Here is a 20280-nt window from a genome sequence, read left to right as displayed (position 1 = left end):
TGTAGCGCGAGCATCCCGCACCTGATCTTTTTTAATCACAAAAAACAAAGCTGATGGAAACTAAACCACCTCTACCGCCCTTTACGTTGGAAACGGCTAAAGCCAAAGTTCAAGCTGCTGAAGATGCCTGGAATACCCGCGATCCAGAACGAGTAGCCTTAGCTTATACGGAAGATTCTCAGTGGCGAAACCGTGCCGAATTCTTCAGCGGCCGGGAAGAAATCAAGGCTTTTTTAAGACGAAAATGGGCAAAGGAATTAGATTACCGTTTAAAGAAAGAACTCTGGAGTTTTACCGACAATCGGATTTCTGTTCGCTTCGAGTATGAGTGGCACGATGATTCTGGCTACTGGTATCGCGCCTATGGTAATGAACAGTGGGAATTTGCAGAAAATGGGTTAATGCGAAGACGTGAAGCTAGCATTAATGATGTTCCGATTCAAGAATCTGAACGGAAGTTTCGATAAAATTTATCGGTGAGTTGTTAGACGCATAAACCTGGTTTATTAGAAAAATATGCAGGTTTATAGTGAGAAATTTAGTCATGATTGACTAGACCTCTTGCAAAAATAGCTGGGACGGGCCGGAGAGCCCGTCCCACAAAAAGTTTTTTCTCTTGTGGGATGGGGATCTTCCCCGTCCGAAAATTTGATCGAAAGGACTTTTGCAAGAAGTCTACTCAATGCCAGAAAGACGAATAAAGCCCTCACTACTAACGAAAGGTTTGTAGTAATGACTTGAGTCATGATTAGAACTATTGCAAAAATACAAAGCACCCCACCCCAACCCTCCCATTGAATCAGGGGAGGAGGCAAGATTATTCTTGTTTCCCCGCTTAATAAGGGGGACTTGCGGGGGGTGAATTTGACTTTTGCAAGAACTCTAGAGAAGTTTATACAGCATCTGCGATCGTGTACAATCTGAAAAAATAATTTTAATGGAGTTTGGTTGCAAATGAAAATTTTGGCGATCGAAACACTAATTGTTAGTTCTATCCTTCTGTCAAACTCATCATTGTCCTCTGCTCAAAGTAATCCACAAGGCTCTACAATTCTACCCACAGGAGCTTACTACGCTCAAGGAACAATGTTCAATAACTCCCGTAGAGAGATTGCACATCAAAACAATAGAATCTGCATTAAGATCGTCGATGGCCCTGCAAATCCCTACAAAGGCGTCGAATCAATCACAATTAGCAGCGTGTCTGTTGAAAATGGGAAATACTATATTGATGCCACTGGCACAGAGCTAGTATTAAAAAACAATGGAAAAGCATTCTCTGGCGACATCCGCGGTACATGGGAGTATAGAGGTACCTCGCCCGATCGAAGGAGTCAACCCATACAAGCTCAAAAAATGGCCGAGTGTGTAGCGGCTCAAGGACGATATGTGGAGAAGATGGAAGGAATATCCATTTCAGGAATCGATTTTCCTAAGCATTAACCACGATCGAGATGGGTGGGGGCGCAACCAAAAGGTAATCTGTGGGATGCAGTAATGGGTAATCGGAGTAAGGTGCGCGGTACGCACCTTACATCATTAGGTTATTCGTCCCAGACTGTATCCTCAATCGGTAAGCAAACTCGGAGAAGTCAGCACAAAGACATCCCTGGTTCCCACCCCTTCAGATTCCGGTTTAATCGGCGTAGTAAAGTGGAAAAACTCATGGTCGTTAACTAACAGCAATTCTCCCGGATGCAGAATTTTATTAAAAACAGGCTTCTCTCTTTTAGCCAAGTACAAATGCGTTTCCCCGCCTACAATATTAGTTCTGTCAACCGAGAAAATCCCGATAAAGTCAGTACCGTCTTGGTGAATGCCTTCCGGTGCGGGGTTGCCGAAATTGTTTGGCGAACAAGTTGTCCTGATTTGATGGATGCCGATTTCAGCTTCAGGGTGAATTTTGCAGGAATCGAAAAAAGCAAAAATCATCTGTTTGAAATTATCGAGGGCGATTAGTCGATCGTCCAATTCGGCAAATTCCCGTCTGATATCACCCACTAGCGGATTGTATGTTTTGCTTTGATACAAATAGCCGTGAGGTAACTTAACTAACTCATTTCCGTTGACTGCAAATCGCGATAATCTTCTCGAACGATACTTACCTTTCACATACGGATCGATAGGCATATCGTCAAAAAATTCCTTGAAACCTTCTAGCTTAATCGAGTTTACTTTTTTGAAAGTAAACATGAAGGCATAATCCAAATGAATGGATTCTAATACGGTTTTCATAGATTTTACTCCCTGAAGCCTTGCTCCCCTCCCTAATTTTGCCTGGAGGAGGTGTATGCTTCTACTCTAGCGCAGGATTTTTGGATGTGTCGTAAAAGACACTACAAAAATTGCAAAGATATCGTAAAGCTTGCAAGATGAATCCGGGGCTGGTTCTTCTTTTAATCTAAAATCCCCAATCTAAAATCTAAAATCCAAAATCTAAAATCGATTGACTGCTTTCACCAGCGACTGACAGGCCCGCAGGAAAACGGCAACATCGACCCCAAGTGCGACGTACTGAACGCCAGCATCAATCCACTGCTGGGCGATTTCGGGGTTTTCGGCAAAAGTACCCGCGGCTTTGCCTGCTTTGCGGATGGTTTGGACTGCCTCCTGCATCATGTCGATGACGCGGGGATCGCGGACTTGGCCGGGAATGCCGATCGACTGTGACAAATCGTAAGGCCCCAGAAAAATCACGTCAACCTGCGGCACAGTAACAATTTCCGCAAGGTTGTCGATGCCGCCTTTGCCTTCGACATGAATCACAACTAAGGATTCTTCGTTGAGTTTGTCGGTGATATTTGTACCTGCGGCGGTATAAAGTCCCGCCCGCGTAGCGAAGGAAAGGCCTCGCGTGCCCAGAGGACTGTATTTAGCGCTTTTGACAGCGGTTTCGGCATCGATTTTGCTTTCAATTTGAGGTACTTGAACCCCTGCACTGCCGATGTCGAGAGATCGTTGAATTTGCGGCCCGTCGTTTTTGCGGACACGAACAATCGGTGCAATTCCGCTACAGTCGGCGGCGCGACACAAATCTTCAGCAGCAAGCGGGTTCAGGGGCCCGTGTTCCATGTCGATAACGGCAAAATCAAATCCAGCGTGACCGCATATTTCCATGAATGCGGGATAAGCGCAGTTCATAAATAAACCGAGGACTGTTTCGCCTTGTTTAATTTTTTGTTTCAGTTGGTTTTGACGCATAATTTTGGAGTTTTTTTTACTGCAGAGGAATGCCGATGAACCCAGATTATTTTTAATAATACAACTAAAACATTGCGGCTACCAATTATTTTAGGTTAAGAGAATAGCTAAAAATTTGGTAGCTGCTTTTGCTTCTATCTTAAAGGGAATCAAGCACAAAATCCAGCCAAAAATAAACATTCCTAAGATGGGTAAAAATATTGCTCCCACGGATGGTTCTACTAACCAAGCAAATAAAGCAAACATTCCTATACTGCCAGTTGTCCACAGCCAAAGAATCAGAAATCCTAGAACTGTTTTATGTAAAGTCATCCTAATTTTGATGGAACAACCGAACTGTTGAGTATGTATATCTCCTTGTATAATTGGGAACAATAAATGTCTACCGATGATGATGCGATTAATTTTGAAGGTTTTGCCAGAAATCGTTCCTTCATAGGGTTTCGTAGGTGGCGGGCCAAAGGGTATAATTATTCTAAAAACTTTGGGAGGAGTAACAACTTCGTCCAATCTGCGTAAAACTTCCGAATAAGTCAAACTGGTGGTAATTGTTAAACTCTCAAAAGGAATAAATAACCTAAAAAAATTGACTATTTTGAGCATAATGTTCATCCGGCTGTTCAATAGTTGTTGCTGGTATTAATGCCTCTTCTCTAAAAAAGTTTTCCCTGACAACACCGCGAAATACCAGTATACTGCAAAATAAACATTTAGATGGGATGAGTGTTTTTCGCGCTATGTCCAAATTAATTCCACAATCTCCGATGAAACTTCGACAGTATCTATTTTTGCTCAAAGGTCGATCGATCCTTAGCCTCACCCTGGGCATAATTTCCGCGATTGGGAACATTTCGCCAGTATTTGCCGCACCGGGTCGCAATCCCGACAATGCAGAAACTTGCGACATTCTAGTAGCAGGTGGCGGGCTCGCAGGCGCTGCTACCGCTTACGAAGGTTTGCTGGCGGGGCGCACAGTTTGCCTGACTGAAATTACTGACTGGGTAGGCGGTCAAATTTCCTCCCAGGGAACGTCCGCACTCGATGAAAGAGAGACTCAGCGATCGCTCTTATTTTACCCCCGTGGCTACCTAGAATTGCGGGCGCGGATTAAGGAACATTACGGCCGGCTAAATCCCGGAGGCTGTTGGGTTAGCTATTCGTGTTTCATGCCCTACGACGGTCACAAAATTCTATTTAACATCTTGCAGGATGCCGCTAGAAAAGGCAAAGGCACGCTGAAATGGTTTCCCAATACGGTTATTAAAGAACTAGCAATTACTCCTGCTGTGGCGGGGAATACGGTTGGCGGTCAACAAATTAAAAGTGCGATCGCCATTCAACACAAACCCGCCGCCAACACCGGGCCAATCAACACCGAAACTCTTTCTCAGACTATCGAAGATGCCTATCGCTACGAAAATTCTCCGCGATTTAACAAAACTATTATTCGGTTTATTCCTAAAGCATCTGGAACCCCCCCTAACCCCCCCTTGCCAAGGGGGGGGAATTCCACCAGTTCCCCTTTACAAGGGGGGAATTCCACCAGTTCCTCCCCTTCTGGCAGTAGGGGGGGTGCTGATTGGTACGTTGTAGATGCCACCGAAACCGGTGAATTGATCGGACTTGCCGATGTTCCCTACCGCCTCGGAATTGACCCGCGTTCCCCTCTTGAACCTTCCTCCGCCAGCCCCACCGGCGACGCTTACTGCACTCAAGGTTTTACCTACACCTTTGCGATGCAGGCAACGAAGGAACCGCAGCAGCATCAAGTGCCGTCTTTTTATCAACAATACGCTCCTTACTACAGTTACGAATTGCAGAGATTGGCGAGCTTTCCCTTGGTTTTCAGCTACCGCCAAATCAGGAGCATGAGACCGGATCAAAAGCGACCTTCAGACCCGAAGCAATTCCCGATTTATCCGGGGGATATTTCGATGCAAAACTGGACTTGGGGCAATGACTATCGTCCCGGCAATTCTCAAGATAATTTAATTTACACTCGCGAGCAGTTGGAAGAAGCAGGTCAACTGCAACCGGGGGGATGGATGGGCGGTTTGCGAACGGAAACTTTGCGAAGAGGAGAGGAAAATGCCAAAGGATTTTTCTACTGGCTGGTAACAGGAACTACTGACTCGCAGCTAGGAGAGGGAGTGAAAAAGCCTTATCCAAACAATCGTTTTTTGAGCGGGTTGGATTCGCCGATGGGGACGGTGCACGGACTTTCTAAATATCCTTATATGCGAGAGGGCCGGCGTATTATTGGGCGGCCGAGTTTCAATCAGCCTCAAGGTTTTACGGTGTGGGAAGTTGATATGTCTCGCACTGATTTTGCGGCGGATTTTTATCGCCAGAATTTGTCGGAGGAAGAGTATCGGAATTTGTGGTTAGCTGTGGGTGGTTTGAATGCGCCGGCTTTGGCTGTGGGAAGTCAATCTGTTGAGGATACAAAATCGCGATCGCGCGCTACGATTTATCCTGATTCTGTGGGTATCGGTCATTATGCGATCGACTTTCACCCCTGCATGACCAACAGCCCGCCGGAAGCACCGGGAAATACCGAACGGGAAGGCACTCGCAAAGGTCAAGGGCAAGCTTATCCGTTCCAAATTCCGCTGCGGGCAATGATTCCTCAGAAAATTGACAATATGTTAGTGGCGGGTAAAAGTATTGCTGTTAGCCACACAGCGGCCGCTGCTTATCGAGTGCATTCTTTTGAATGGTCTGCCGGTGCGGCGGCCGGAGTTACGGCTGCTTTTTCCCTAGAAAAGGGGATTCTCCCTTATGAATTAGTGGACGAATTGCCGTCCCGCGAGCCAAACTTGGAAGTGTTGCAGTTGCGGTTGCAACAAAATGCTAATCCGATCGCCTTTCCGGGTACTTCTATCTTCAATAGTTCGTGGCAAAATTGGAAATAATCGCCATCCCGTAAGTGGCGCACTGGACACACCTACCATCGCGTTGACTTTACCAAGACTTACACAGGCGGGGTCAAAAACCCCGTTTCTGTGTCAATATCCCTCAGAGAGAGCGACGATTTTTCGGAGAAACTGGGTTTTTTGCACGGTGTATAATGGAGAGTCAAGAAAATAGTATCTAGAATTATGACAATTTCTGAAGTACAATTGTTAGGTTCCGAGTATTTTCCTGTATTTTTTTTCCCTAAAAATTCGCTCTCGATCTTATAAAAACTATGCCCGATCTTAAATCTTTGCAACTCGACCTTACAGACTGGACTCTTGACCAAGAGGAAGCAGAAGCCGCAATCTGGATCGATAAAGAAACGGATATTCTTGCACTCAACTTATTCAATGCTCAACCCGATATTCCTGCTCCCTGTAATGGAGTTGAAGGCTTGCGAAATCATTTTCGTCAACTAGCCCATGCTCATGGAAGTGGAATCGTTGAGGTTGATGTTGTTCATATCCATAACCTCGCCTGCGGGAGACTGATTATTAAAACTCCTCAAACACCTAGCGGTTGTAGTTATCGAGGTACTATTTTGATCCCCAGAGAAAATTTTAGCTTTGTAATTCGAGTGCAATGCTTAGAGCATGGAGTTACAGGAGGTAAAGAAGTGCTAGTGATGATGGTGGAAGATTCAAACTTGACAATCGAGTCTGTTGGCGAAGAATATTGTGAACATCCAATCTTTGGTCGAGTGCTTAAAACAGGTGAAATGAGGGGATGGGTCAAAGATCCATACGATCCTCAATTTGACAACATAGCACTGTTTAACCTGGCAGATCACCCTAAATACGATGCCCAGTTTCCCGATCACCCCCTCAGTCGAGTGCGTCGAAAATTAACTCACATCATCAATACAGTTCACTTGGGAAGAGATATTCTTGATGCAGCAGAGTTTAGCAATTAACTGAGTTAATCCCCCAGATATCGAAATGGGTCGTTGGATAATTCTGTTGGCACAAGCTGTGAACTAAAACAGAACTAAAAAACCACTAACAACGAACCAATAACCACTAACAACTAACCAATAACCAATTAACAGCAATTTGTCATCCATCTTTCGATAGAAGCAATCAGACACTGCTTTAGTTGGATAATATCAATAATCTCAAAAATTTTCCCCCCTTCCCCTTCAAACTCGTCAAAGGTAACGGTCATGTCAACTGCACAGATAACAAGCCCCACTTCCAATAATGGTTATGCCAAACAGTTACTCAGAACCTTAGTGGCCGTCAAAAAAGGGGACTTTTCAGTTCGGATGCCCATAGACCAGACCGGTCTAGCGGGGAAAATTGCTGACGAACTTAACGACATTATCGAGCTCAATGAGAGAATGGCGGCCGAACTCGATCGCATCGGCACAGTTGTCGGTAAAGAAGGCAAAATCGCCCAGCGGGCCACCATCGGCAGCGCCGAGGGGTCATGGGCAGCTAGCGTCAACTCTGTCAATACCCTAATTACAGATTTAGTGCAACCAACCTCTGAAACTGCCAGAGTAATTCGCGCCGTAGCAAAAGGAGATTTATCGCAAACCATCGCCCTAGAAATAGAAGACAGACCCCTCAAAGGAGAATTCCTCCAAACAGCGCAAATTGTTAACACAATGGTAGACCAGTTGAGCTCCTTTGCGTCGGAAGTAACGCGGGTAGCTAGGGAAGTAGGAACCGAAGGGAAATTAGGTGTGCAAGCGGAAGTTAAAGGAGTTGCCGGAACCTGGAAAGATTTAACGGATTCAGTTAACTCAATGGCGGGGAATTTAACAGCCCAAGTACGGAACATTGCTGAGGTGACTACGGCTGTGGCTAATGGCGATTTATCCAAAAAAATTACAGTAGATGTTAAAGGGGAAATTCTCGAACTGAAAAACACGATTAACATCATGGTGGATCAGTTGAGTTCCTTCGCATCTGAAGTAACACGGGTAGCCAGAGAAGTAGGAACGGAAGGCAAATTAGGGGTGCAAGCTGAAGTGCGGGGAGTTGCAGGAACCTGGAAAGATTTAACGGATTCAGTTAACTCAATGGCAGGCAATCTTACCGCACAAGTACGGAACATTGCCGACGTGACGACTGCTGTGGCAAATGGTGACTTATCTAAAAAAATTACCGTAGATGTTAAAGGTGAAATTCTGGAGTTAAAAAACACGATTAACATCATGGTGGATCAGTTAAATTCCTTCGCATCTGAAGTAACACGGGTGGCGAGAGAAGTAGGTTCCGAAGGCAAACTCGGCGGCCAAGCAGAAGTTAAAGGAGTTGCCGGAACTTGGAAGGATTTAACGGATAGCGTTAACTTCATGGCAGGCAGTTTGACAGCACAAGTGCGGAACATTGCTGAAGTGACAACCGCTGTGGCCAAGGGCGATTTATCTAAGAAAATTACCGTAGATGTAAAAGGGGAAATTCTCGAACTCAAAAACACCGTCAACACGATGGTTGACCAGTTAAATTCCTTCGCATCTGAAGTAACCAGGGTTGCTAGGGAAGTGGGAACGGAAGGGAAATTAGGCGTACAAGCTGAAGTGCAAGAAGTAGCAGGAACCTGGAAAGATTTAACGGATTCAGTTAACTCAATGGCCGGGAATTTAACAGCCCAAGTCCGCAACATTGCTGAGGTGACTACGGCTGTTGCTAACGGCGACTTGTCGAAAAAAATTACGGTACAGGTTAAAGGCGAAATTTTAGAACTGAAAAACACCATTAACGTGATGGTGGATCAGCTTAATTCCTTTGCTTCGGAAGTAACGCGGGTGGCTAGAGAAGTGGGTTCCGAAGGTAAACTCGGCGGTCAAGCGGATGTCCGAGGGGTAGCAGGAACTTGGAAGGATTTAACGGATTCAGTTAATTTTATGGCGGGTAGTTTGACAGAGCAAGTACGGAATATTGCTGCTGTTACGACTGCTGTGGCAAATGGCGATTTATCTAAGAAAATTACCGTTGATGTTAAAGGTGAAATTCTGGAACTCAAAAACACTGTCAACACGATGGTGGATCAATTAAATTCCTTCGCTTCAGAAGTAACCAGGGTTGCTAGGGAAGTTGGAAACGAAGGGAAATTAGGCGTGCAAGCTGAAGTTAAAGGGGTGGCGGGAACCTGGAAAGATTTAACGGATTCCGTTAACTCGATGGCGGGTAATCTTACCGCCCAAGTGCGGAACATTGCGGAAGTGACAACGGCTGTGGCAAATGGCGATTTATCCAAGAAAATTACTGTCGATGTGAAAGGGGAAATTCTCGAACTGAAAAACACGATTAACATCATGGTGGATCAGTTGAGTTCCTTCGCATCTGAAGTAACGCGGGTGGCGAGGGAAGTAGGAACGGAAGGTAAATTAGGTGTGCAAGCTTATGTGCGGGGTGTAGGGGGGACTTGGAAAGATTTAACTGATAATGTTAACTTGATGGCCGGGAATTTGACGGCGCAGGTGCGGAATATTGCGGAAGTGACGAAAGCGGTAGCAAATGGCGATTTATCTAAGAAAATTACAGTAGATGTCAAAGGCGAAATTCTTGAACTGAAAGACACTATTAACGTGATGGTGGATCAGCTTAATTCCTTCGCTTCTGAGGTAACGCGGGTGGCGCGGGAGGTGGGAACAGAGGGTAAATTGGGCGGTCAAGCGGAGGTGAAAGGAGTTGCGGGAACTTGGAAAGATTTAACCGACAACGTAAACTCGATGGCGGGAAATTTGACAGCGCAAGTGCGGGGTATCGCTAAGGTTGTGACGGCGGTGGCGAATGGTGATTTGAAGCGAAAATTAATGCTGGAAGCTAAGGGAGAAATTGCGACTCTGGCAGATACGATTAATGAGATGATCGACACGCTGGCGACGTTTGCCGATCAAGTTAGTACGGTGGCCCGGGAGGTGGGAATTGAAGGGAAGTTAGGCGGTCAGGCGAAGGTTCCGGGGGCGGCGGGGACGTGGCGAGATTTGACGGATAATGTGAATGAATTGGCGGCGAATTTGACTACTCAGGTGCGCGCGATCGCGGAAGTGGCAATTGGTGTTACTAAAGGCGATTTAACGAGGTCAATTTCCGTCGCTGCTGAAGGAGAAGTTGCGATCGTCAAGGACAACATCAACCAGATGATTGCCAATCTCCGGGAGACAACGCAGAAGAATACGGAGCAAGATTGGCTCAAGACCAACCTCGCTAAGTTCACTAGAATGCTACAAGGTCAGCGGGATTTAGAAACAGTTTCTAAATTAATCCTCTCGGAATTAACACCGCTGGTTTCTGCTCAGCATGGCGTCTTCTTTATGATGGAAACTGTAGAACACGACCCCTTCCTCAAACTGTTAAGTACCTACGCCTACCGGGAACGTAAAAGCTTAGGAAATAAATTCCATTTAGGCGAAGGTTTGGTCGGACAGTGCGCCCTAGAGAAGGAAAGAATACTGCTGACAGAAGTGCCGGACAACTACGTTAAAATTAGTTCAGGTCTGGGAGAATCTACGCCGCTGAATGTCGTGGTTTTACCTGTACTGTTTGAAGGGCAGGTGACAGCGGTAATTGAGCTAGCTTCGTTCCGCCGCTTCAGCGAAATTCACTTAACATTCCTCGACCAACTCACGGAAAGTATTGCCATTGTTTTAAATACAATTGCGGCGAGTATGCGGACGGAAGAGTTGTTGAAACAGTCGCAATCTTTGGCTGAAGAGTTGCAAGCTCAGCAAAAGGAACTCACGGAAACTAACAAGCGGCTAGAACAGCAAGCGCAGTTGCAGCAGACGAATGAGGAACTGCTGAAGAAGCAGCAGGAAGAGTTGCAACAAACAAATGAAGAACTAGAAGAACAAGCTGAATTGCTAGCGCTGCAAAATAAGGAAGTTGAGCGGAAAAACCGAGATATCGAACAGGCGAGGGGGTTGTTGGAAGAAAGAGCCGAACAGTTGGCTCTAACTTCTAAGTATAAGTCGGAGTTTCTGGCAAATATGTCTCACGAGTTGCGAACTCCGCTGAATTCGTTGTTGATTCTGGCTCGCTTGCTTTCTGACAATACTGAAGGCAATTTGACTCAGAAGCAAGTTGAATACACGCGCACAATTTACTCGGCGGGAACTGATTTGTTAGGGCTGATTAATGACATCTTGGATCTGGCTAAGATTGAATCAGGCACGATGTCGGTGGAAATTGAGCAAGTGTTGTTTCCGGACTTGCGAGATCATTTGGATAGAACTTTCCGCCAAATCGCCCTGGATAAGAAGTTGAGTTTTCAAATCGAGCTTGAGCCTGGGTTGCCAAAAGGTCTCTATACTGATGCTAAACGGCTGCAACAAGTTTTGAAGAATCTCCTCTCTAATGCGTTTAAGTTTACGGAGCGGGGTGAGGTGAAATTGCGTGTCGAAGTAGCGCGGCAAGGGTGGAGTTTAGAGATAGAAAGTTTAAGGAGTTCCGCTAGTGTTTTGGCTTTCTCAGTTAGCGATACGGGGATTGGGATTTCGGCTGAAAAACACAGGGTTATTTTTGAGGCTTTCCAACAAGCTGATGGTAGCACTAGCCGCAAATACGGCGGGACGGGTTTGGGTTTGTCAATTAGTAGAGAAATCGCTAATCTGTTAGGCGGAGAAATTAAATTGACAAGTCGCCCTGGTGAGGGTAGCAGGTTCACGCTTTATCTGCCGCAAACTTACCAAGAATCACGAACAATGATTGATAAAGAATCGGAAATGGGCAAGCAAACGGCTCAATTGCCCGCTGCTATTTCTTCTGCTGTTCCTTCGCCGAATTTCAACTTGCCGATCGCCCCTTATCCATCACCGATTATCGCTGACGATCGGGAAAATGTCGATCTCGACGATCGCGTACTGTTGATTATTGAAGATGACGTGAACTTCGCTCGCATTCTTTTGGATATGGCGCGGGATCAGGGTTTTAAAGGTTTAGTGGCTTTACGGAGCGATATCGGCTTGGCGATGGCGCGAGAGTTCAAGCCAACTGCGATTATGCTGGATCTAAACTTGCCTGTGATGGATGGCTGGACAGTGCTCGATCGCTTGAAGCACGATCCAAGTACGCGCCACATTCCGGTTCACATTGTATCAGTGGAAGAAGGGCGGCAGCGCAGTTTGCAGTTAGGGGCGATCGCCTACCTACAAAAGCCTGTCAGCCGCGAAGCTTTGAGCACAGCTTTAACTGATATTAAGGGGTTTGTGGAGCGGCCAGTGAAGAATTTGCTAGTCGTGGAAGACGACGAAACACAGCGTCTGGGCATTGTGGATTTAATCGGCAATCACGATGTTTCTACAACGGCTGTGGGGAGTGGTGCAGAGGCGCTAGCAACTTTGAAATCGGGGCATTTTGACTGCGTTGTACTCGATTTAGGACTACCAGATATGACTGGTTTTGAACTGATCGAGCAAATCAAGCAACAGGCTACTTTGAAAAGTCTGCCGCTTATTATTTATACGGGCAAAGATTTGACGAGAACCGAAGAAACTCAACTGAAGCGCATGGCGGAAACAATCATTATTAAAGATGTGCGCTCGCCGGAACGTTTGTTAGATGAAACAGCTTTGTTTTTGCACCGAGTCCAAGCAAATTTGCCGGAACCGAAGCGCCAAATGCTAGAGCAATTGTATCAAACAGATTCGACCCTCGCGGGCAAAACAGTCTTGATTGTTGACGACGATATGCGGAATATTTTCGCCCTCACAAGTATGCTGGAGCGCCATAAAATGAAAATTGAGTATGCTGAGAATGGCAGAGAGGGCATTGCTAAATTGCAAAATACGCCTGACATAAATATTGTGTTGATGGACGTGATGATGCCAGAGATGGACGGTTACGAAACAATGCAAGCAATTCGGAAAATGCCTCAATTTGCTTCCCTGCCAATGATTGCTCTGACTGCGAAAGCGATGAAGGGCGATCGGGAAAAATGTATCGAAGCGGGTGCGTCTGACTACATTACCAAACCTGTGGATACGGAACAGTTGCTCTCGCTGCTGCGTGTCTGGCTTTATCGATAGTCATTAGTCATTAGTCATTAGTCATTAGTCATTAGTCATTAGTCATTAGTCATTAGTCATTAGTAAGCAGTGAACAGTCAACAGTCAACCGTGAACAGTCAACAGTCAGCAGTCAACAGTCAACAGTCAGCAGTCAACAGTCAACAGTCAACAGTCAGCAGTCAACAGTCAGCAGTCAACAGTCAACAGTCAACAGCCAGCAGTCAACAGCCAACAATGCCCCATGCCCCATGCCCCATGCCCCATGCCCCATGCCCCATGCCCAATTCCCAATAACTAATTAAAAATGTCCGAAAGCCATGAACTTGAAACAATCGAAATTCAACTCCTACTAGAGGGAATGTTTCGCTATTACGGATTTGATTTTCGCAATTATGCTCTTGCCTCTCTCAAGCGCCGTATTTGGAACACTATTCGCTCGGAACGGCTCACCACTGTCTCTGCACTTCAGGAAAAGGTACTTCACAATCCTGCTTACCTAGACCGTTTGCTGCTGGACATTTCTGTCAATGTAACCGCGATGTTTCGCGATCCCAGCTTTTACATTAGTTTCAGAAATAAAGTGGTGCCGGTGCTGCGTACTTATCCTTTTATTCGGATTTGGCACGCTGGATGTTCAACGGGAGAAGAAGTCTATTCTATGGCAATCTTGCTGCAAGAAGAAGGACTGTATGACCGTTGCCGAATTTACGCTACGGACATGAATGAATTAGTTTTGAAAACAGCGAAAACAGGGATATTTCCGCTGAAACAAATGCAAGGATATACGCAACTATACCACCAAGCGGGGGGCAAGAAAGCGTTTTCTGAGTATTACACTGCCGCCTATGAAAATGCGATTTTTCGCTCTTCACTTAAAGATAATATTGTCTTTGCTCACCACAACCTAGCAACGGATAATTCTTTTAATGAATTTAATGTTATTTTATGCCGTAATGTGATGATTTATTTCAATTCACACCTCCAAGAGCGGGTACACAAGCTTTTTTATGAGAGCCTGGGAATGTTTGGAGTTTTAGGGCTAGGACATCAGGAATCTCTGACTTTTACACCTTATGAAAAATACTATGAACCCATTGAAAGTAGTGATAAACTCTACCGAAGAGTTAAATAAAAAAATTTTTGAAATAGTGGTTGTTGGCACGTCTTTGGGAGGGCTAGAGGCTCTGACTGTGCTGCTGGCAGATTTGCCACAAAGCTTTCCTTTGCCTGTAGTTATTGTCCAACACCGCCATAAGAGTTCTCAGAATAAGCTTACTTATTTTTTACAAAAGCAAAGCTCTCTCCCAATCACAGAGGCCCAAGACAAAGAGGAGATCGCACCTGGACGGGTTTACTTGGCTCCCGCTGACTATCACTTGCTAATAGAATCGCCCTCTGAGGAGGAGTTTAGCCTGTATGAAAACAAGTTTACAGAATGGGGGAGCATGGCAGTGGAGTCAATCCATAATTCAAAATCCCCAATCCCCAATCGCGGCACTCCTAAATTTGCACTATCAACTGAGGCTCCTGTCTCCTACGCGCGGCCATCAATCGATGTGCTGTTTGAGTCTGCTGCGGATGCCTTTGGGGAGAAAGTTATCGGGATAATTTTAACGGGAGCTAATTCGGATGGCACTAAAGGGCTGGCAAAAATTAAAGCTGAGGGAGGATTGACATTTGCGGAGGAACCGGCTTCGGCTCTATGCCCGACCATGCCAGCGTCGGCGATCGCAAATGTTGAAGTAGACTGGATTTTACCCCTCTCTAAAATCGCTCCCTGTTTAGTCAATTTGCTAAGAATTAAAGATTAAAAAAATTATGAATCTGCAGTCCCCCCATCGAGTAAATGTCCTTTTAGTTGACGATCGCCCAGAAAATTTGGTAGCTCTAGAAGCTATTCTCAACAGCCCCTCTTATCATCTAGTACAAGCTAATTCGGGCGCGGAGGCTCTGAGATGTCTGCTTAATGAAGATTTTGCGGTAATTTTGCTTGATGTGCAGATGCCGGGAATGGATGGATTTGAGACAGCAACATTGATTCGCTCTAGAGATCGCTCGCGAGCGACTCCGATTATTTTTATCACAGCATTCAGCAGTAATGACACCCACGTGTTTAAAGGTTATTCTCTGGGTGCGGTGGATTACCTCTTCAAACCCTTGGAACCGGAAATATTGACCTCGAAGGTGCAGGTATTTGTGGAATTGTTCCAAAAAACAGTCGAGGTGAAGCAGCAAGCAACACAGTTAGCTGCGGTTAATAGTGAACTAAGTAAAAGTGAAGAGCGGTTTCGCACTTTGTGTGCTTGTTCACCACTGGGAATTTACTTAGCTGACGTTGAAGGCCGCTGTACTTACATCAACCCACGGTGTCAAGCGATTTGCGGGTTAACTTTGGAGGAAAGTTTGGCAGAGGTTTGGCAGCGGGAAGTTCATCCAGAAGATCGCGATCGCGTAGTAGCAGATTGGTTAGCTTGGATTAAAGAAAGTCAGGAATATTCTAACGAGTTTCGATTAGCTGGTAGCGAAACTGTGCGTTGGATTCACGTGCAGTCGTCGCCAATGTTTTCGGATTTGGGAAATCTGATCGGTCACGTGGGCACGGTTAGAGATGTCACAGACCGCAAGCAAGCAGAGGAAGAACGCAGCAGACTAATCCGCGAACAAGTAGCGCGGCAAGAAGCGGAGAGAGCTAACCAGATGAAGGATGAATTTCTAGCTATTCTCTCTCACGAACTCCGTACTCCTTTAAATGCAATTCTCGGCTGGTCTAGGCTGCTTCGTACCAAAACATTTGACCAAGACACTATAGAGAAAGCCCTAGAAACAATTGAACGTAATGCTAAATCTCAATCTCAACTCATTGAAGATATTTTAGATGTTTCGCGGATTCTACGGGGGAAACTAAATTTAAATAAGCATCCGATTCGGTTGGAATCTGCGATCAAGCTGGCAATAGATTCTTTGCAGCCGCTGACTGAGGAAAAATCAATAGTCCTAGAATTAACCTGCAGTCCCAATGTAGGTGAAGTTATCGGCGATCCCGATCGCTTGCAGCAAATTGTGTGGAATTTGCTGTCAAATGCGATTAAGTTTAGTCCGCAAGAGGGTAAAGTACAGGTGCGGTTAGAGTCTGTTGGCGATGAGGCTCAAATTCAGATAATTGATAGTGGCATTGGTATCGCTCCTGATTTTTTGCCTTATGTTTTCGATCGCTTCCGCCAAGCTGATAGCAGTACAACTAGGTCTTACGGGGGTTTGGGACTGGGATTGGCGATCGTCCGTCACTTGGTGGAACTGCACGGCGGTAAGGTGTATGCAGAGAATAATCCGGGCGCGGGTGCGAAATTTACGGTGGCTTTACCTGTGGCACAGAGGAAGGCCCTCGCTGCTGACGATGATTGGTCACCGCTCAATGACGCGACAGAGGTTCTCCCCACTCTGACTAATTTGCAATTGCTGGTGGTGGATGATGACGATGACACGCGGGAGTTTTTGATTGCTTTACTTGAGGACGAAGGAGCTATAGTGCGATCGGCATCATCGGTGGCCGGGGCTCTAGCTGCACTGGAGAGTTATTGGCCGGATGTGCTGCTGAGCGACATTGGAATGCCGGAAGCAGACGGCTATGAGTTGATGGCGCGGGTGAGAGAAATGGAAGTGCTCAGGGGTGGAAAGATGCCTGCGATCGCCCTGACAGCCTACGCGAGAGAGGAAGAGCGCCAGCAAGCGCTGGAAGCGGGTTTCCAGATGCACTTATCTAAACCAGTTGACATAAATAAGTTAATTGCCACAATTGCTAACCTCGCAGGAATGCTCGGAAATCCCGTTCCAACAGATATCTTGCACCATGCTCAAGAACAGGCAAGATGCCTGTTCCACAAAGAGTAAATTTTCTTGTGGGGAGTAGGGGTTGGGCAGGAGAGGCCGTCCGTGAAGGCTGATTGACAATATCGGTGATTTCCAACGGACTCGGCGGTTAAAACCGCTTTGTTGACAATCAAGCATCCAGGATACAAGCCCCCGGATTCATTCCGAAAGCAGACTCAGGACCGGGGAAATACAAAACCTGTATCCGATAAAGGATCCCCCGAATTTATTCGGGGGGTCAATGCTTCAATCTAAAATCTAAAATCTAAAATCTAAAATCGATTGACCCCCCAATCCCGTGCCGATTAGTGAGAAAAATATTAAGCTAGCTTAAAGGACAAGCGATCGACAGTTCGGAACAAGACACCCGTTTTTCCACAAAAAACTGGATATTTACCGTTTTTTTTGCTTCAACCTGCCGTCAAAGTACAAAATTACCCGCCAATCAATACATGAATATTTTTAGCAGTCTGCTTTCTAGCCCAACTCAAGCACCCCAAGTCAAAAAACAGCGTCGAGGCATTGAAATTAAGTCGGAACGCGAAATCGAAATTATGCGGCAGGCAGCGAAAATCGTTGCAACGGTACTCAAAGAAATTTCCCAAATGGTGAAACCGGGAATGACTACTGCTGATTTGGATGCTTATGCCGAAAAACGCATCCGTGCTATGGGGGCAACTCCGAGTTTTAAAGGCTATCACGGTTTTCCCGGATCGATTTGCTCTAGCATTAATAACGAAGTTGTTCACGGCATCCCCAGCGCCAAAAAGGTAATTCGGGCCGGAGATGTTCTCAAGGTAGATACGGGGGCATATTACCAAGGTTTTCACGGCGATTCTTGCATTACGATCGCAGTTGTGGAAGTGACTCCCGAATCGGCCAAATTAATCCGAGTCGCAGAAGAAGCTCTCTACAAAGGCATCGAACAAGTGAAGGCTGGAGCTTATTTGCTCGATCTGGCTGGTGCGATCGAAGATCATGTCAAAAGCAACGGTTTTAACATCGTTGAGGAGTTTACCGGCCACGGTGTCGGGCGAAATTTGCACGAGGAACCGTCGGTTTTCAATTTCCGCACGCGGGAAATGCCGAACGTGAAATTGCGAGCGGGCATGACATTGGCGATCGAACCGATTCTGAATGCCGGTTCTAAGTACACTCGGACGCTTTCTGACAAGTGGACTGCTGTAACCGTTGACAATGCTATGTCAGCGCAGTTTGAGCATACTGTGTTGGTGACGGAAACTGGCTATGAAATTTTGACCGATCGTTCCAAAGTTTAAGGGGAAAAAAAAGACAATAGTTGTGAGTTTTGAGCTCAAGTTTTTATTCTGTAGGTTGGGTTGAGCGATGGCGAACCCTACGCTTCGCTCCGCCCAACACCTTATTTAAAATGAAGATTTGGGTTTCGTTCCTCAACCCAACCTACAATATTTACACTATTAAGAAGGTAACAGAGATGTCAGCACGATTATTATTGGTAGATGATGAACCGGGCTTGCGGGAAGCAGTACAAGCTTATTTGGAAGATAGCGATTTTGCGGTTGAGGTTGCCAGTAATGCTCGGGATGGGTGGGAACTCTTGCAGCAGTACAATCCCGATTTGGTGATTTCAGACATTATGATGCCCCAGGTGGACGGTTATCAATTTCTCAAGCAAGTGCGGGAAGATCCTCGCTATAAGGCTTTGCCGGTGGTGTTTTTGACGGCTAAGGGGATGACGAGCGATCGTATTCAAGGCTATCAAGCAGGCTGCGATGCTTATCTTTCTAAGCCCTTCGATCCCGACGAATTAGTAGCAATAGTAACGAATTTGCTAGCCCGCCGCGCGGCTGCTAAGGAGACAAGCGAAAATCCTGAAAGTCCAGATATTGCTGCTTTGACAAGCCAAATGGCGAGAATTGAGTCTTTGCTGAGTGGGCGGAGTTCGATCGCCCAAAGTCCTTCGCCGATTAAAATTGATTTGACTCCGCGAGAACAAAGTGTTTTGGATTTGGTTGCTCAAGGTTTGATGAATAAGGAAATTGCCCGCCGCTTGGAAACTAGCGTGCGTAATGTGGAAAAGTACGTCAGCCGTTTGTTTAGCAAGACGGGTACTAACAGCCGTACTGAGTTGGTTCGCTTCGCCCTCGAACACGGCTTGACGAAATAGGAGCCCTCTCGACTTGGCGGGAGGCTGTGCCTCGCCAAGCTGCGTTACCAGGCTCTTCCTGGTAACGAGAAGTATGAAAAAACTTAGAAATGTTAAGATATAAGTATTGACAGGTATCCGGTGGCTGTGGTATGTCACATCAGCTTGCTGGTGGCAGCGCGGGAGTGCGAAAACAGGTGTGCCAAAACAGGTGTGCCAAAACAGGTGTGCGATTCCCTACGGGATAGCTACGCACGCGCGAACTTCTCACCCACTTTGCTTTGAGTCTGAGATGAACACTCGCAAAGGCTGGGGAATTACTTAACGGGAAAACCTGACTGTTTAAGAGTTTTCACGTAGTAAATACAAAGGCAAACAGTTGACCGGATATGCTCCGTTAAGCAAACTTGCCACGAAGAGTCACAGATAAGGTTATATCCTGTGGAAAAACAAGCCACTATTAATTAATGAATCTGCTGAAAAACGGATACTTGCGAACTACATGGGTGGTAAGTATCCCACAATTTTAGACCCTAGTTAAAGCTCTCAGATTCATCTGTGGAGTAAATCTAAAACCTAAAATCTAAAATCGACTGACAGCGCTCTAAAGTAGCCGCAGAAGTTGAATGTATAGCAGCACCAAAGTTAAGTTTATATCAGGAGGATACCATGAGGAAAATCACGGCGCGACAAACAATAAGTGCCATAGTAGCACTGCCGATCGTACTAATAGCCAATACAACTCAAGCTTTGGCCACTGATACCAGTCAGAAAATAGATCCTATTAAGAAAGTTTCGGATTTTGGCGATGAGCTAGATTTTGATATTGGGCCACCAACAACAATCAGCATTGAAGAAAGCGAGGATTGGGATGAACCTGATTTTACAGCTACTTTAGATATGGAGATTAGTAAATTTATGACAAAAAATCTTCAACCTGTAATTGATGAGCCGCCCCCGGTAGTTTATCTCAGTGCCGCCAGGGGCCAGTCAAGCAAGGAATGCCGGATTTCAGCGATATGCGAATAACTGAATCGGATTTGCGCGATTTGGGCGATGGCTGGGATCCCCCCAAACAAAGACTCTTTGGCTGGGTAGAATTTGAGCAATTATCAAGATTTAAGTAAAATCCGGTTGATTTTGCTGGGAATATGCGAATAACAGA

At 45.9% G+C, this 20280-nt stretch carries 15 protein-coding genes; 12 read left to right on the top strand and 3 right to left on the bottom strand.

The features are described 5' to 3' along the window. Positions 1-53: 53 nt before the first annotated feature. Both QUA16_RS04775 and QUA16_RS04770 read left to right on the top strand, forming a co-directional pair. On the top strand, positions 54-467 hold the full coding sequence (locus tag QUA16_RS04775; protein ID WP_190657739.1) for a nuclear transport factor 2 family protein: 414 nt from the start codon (positions 54-56) through the stop codon (positions 465-467). Between the two features lie 487 nt (positions 468-954). Then, entirely contained in the window at positions 955-1443 is a 489-nt protein-coding gene (locus tag QUA16_RS04770; protein WP_333102009.1) for a hypothetical protein, read from the top strand. Positions 1444-1566: 123 nt separating this feature from the next. Here the strand turns inward: QUA16_RS04770 and QUA16_RS04765 are convergent, their stop codons facing one another. The 3 genes from QUA16_RS04765 to QUA16_RS04755 all read right to left on the bottom strand — a co-directional run bounded on the left by QUA16_RS04765 (position 1567) and on the right by QUA16_RS04755 (position 3804). Beyond that, positions 1567-2235, bottom strand: coding sequence for a 2OG-Fe dioxygenase family protein (locus tag QUA16_RS04765; RefSeq protein WP_333102010.1), 669 nt, complete (start codon positions 2233-2235; stop codon positions 1567-1569). 201 nt (positions 2236-2436) lie between these two features. Continuing rightward, on the bottom strand, positions 2437-3201 hold the full coding sequence (locus QUA16_RS04760) for an aldolase/citrate lyase family protein (protein ID WP_333102011.1): 765 nt from the start codon (positions 3199-3201) through the stop codon (positions 2437-2439). Between the two features lie 90 nt (positions 3202-3291). Next, positions 3292-3804, bottom strand: a complete 513-nt coding sequence (locus tag QUA16_RS04755; protein ID WP_333181031.1) for a hypothetical protein — start codon at positions 3802-3804, stop codon at positions 3292-3294. A gap of 161 nt (positions 3805-3965) precedes the next feature. Between QUA16_RS04755 and QUA16_RS04750 the strand changes: the two genes are divergently transcribed. The 10 genes from QUA16_RS04750 to QUA16_RS04705 all read left to right on the top strand — a co-directional run bounded on the left by QUA16_RS04750 (position 3966) and on the right by QUA16_RS04705 (position 20144). Then, complete coding sequence (locus QUA16_RS04750; protein ID WP_333102013.1) at positions 3966-6116, top strand: FAD-dependent oxidoreductase; 2151 nt, start codon at positions 3966-3968, stop codon at positions 6114-6116. Positions 6117-6391: 275 nt separating this feature from the next. After that, positions 6392-7072 (top strand): hypothetical protein, encoded by a 681-nt coding sequence (locus QUA16_RS04745; RefSeq protein WP_333102014.1) that lies wholly within the window; start codon positions 6392-6394, stop codon positions 7070-7072. Positions 7073-7321: 249 nt separating this feature from the next. After that, entirely contained in the window at positions 7322-13138 is a 5817-nt protein-coding gene (locus QUA16_RS04740; protein WP_333102015.1) for a HAMP domain-containing protein, read from the top strand. A 69-nt stretch (positions 13139-13207) separates the two neighbouring features. Further along, positions 13208-13414 carry a hypothetical protein gene (locus QUA16_RS04735; protein WP_333102016.1) on the top strand — a complete coding sequence of 69 codons (207 nt, stop codon included), beginning with the start codon at positions 13208-13210 and terminating at the stop codon, positions 13412-13414. A 10-nt stretch (positions 13415-13424) separates the two neighbouring features. Continuing rightward, on the top strand, positions 13425-14252 hold the full coding sequence (locus QUA16_RS04730) for a protein-glutamate O-methyltransferase CheR (protein WP_333102017.1): 828 nt from the start codon (positions 13425-13427) through the stop codon (positions 14250-14252). Next, entirely contained in the window at positions 14224-14931 is a 708-nt protein-coding gene (locus QUA16_RS04725; protein WP_333102019.1) for a chemotaxis protein CheB, read from the top strand. Before QUA16_RS04730 ends, QUA16_RS04725 begins: the two co-directional genes overlap by 29 nt. Before the next feature lie 7 nt (positions 14932-14938). Then, complete coding sequence (locus QUA16_RS04720) at positions 14939-17008, top strand: response regulator (RefSeq protein WP_333102020.1); 2070 nt, start codon at positions 14939-14941, stop codon at positions 17006-17008. A 431-nt stretch (positions 17009-17439) separates the two neighbouring features. Further along, a complete protein-coding gene (gene map, locus QUA16_RS04715; protein WP_333102021.1) occupies positions 17440-18267 on the top strand; it encodes a type I methionyl aminopeptidase in 828 nt (275 codons plus the stop codon). A 176-nt stretch (positions 18268-18443) separates the two neighbouring features. Then, positions 18444-19136, top strand: coding sequence for a response regulator transcription factor (locus QUA16_RS04710; protein ID WP_333068795.1), 693 nt, complete (start codon positions 18444-18446; stop codon positions 19134-19136). A gap of 648 nt (positions 19137-19784) precedes the next feature. After that, on the top strand, positions 19785-20144 hold the full coding sequence (locus QUA16_RS04705; protein ID WP_333102022.1) for a hypothetical protein: 360 nt from the start codon (positions 19785-19787) through the stop codon (positions 20142-20144). The last annotated feature ends 136 nt before the right edge of the window (positions 20145-20280 follow it).

It is taken from the genome of Microcoleus sp. S13_C3 (assembly GCF_036700905.1).
GTDB lineage: Bacteria > Cyanobacteriota > Cyanobacteriia > Cyanobacteriales > Microcoleaceae > Microcoleus.
The sequence above is the reverse complement of the archived record's forward strand: the minus strand, read 5'-3'. Positions and strand labels throughout refer to the sequence as shown.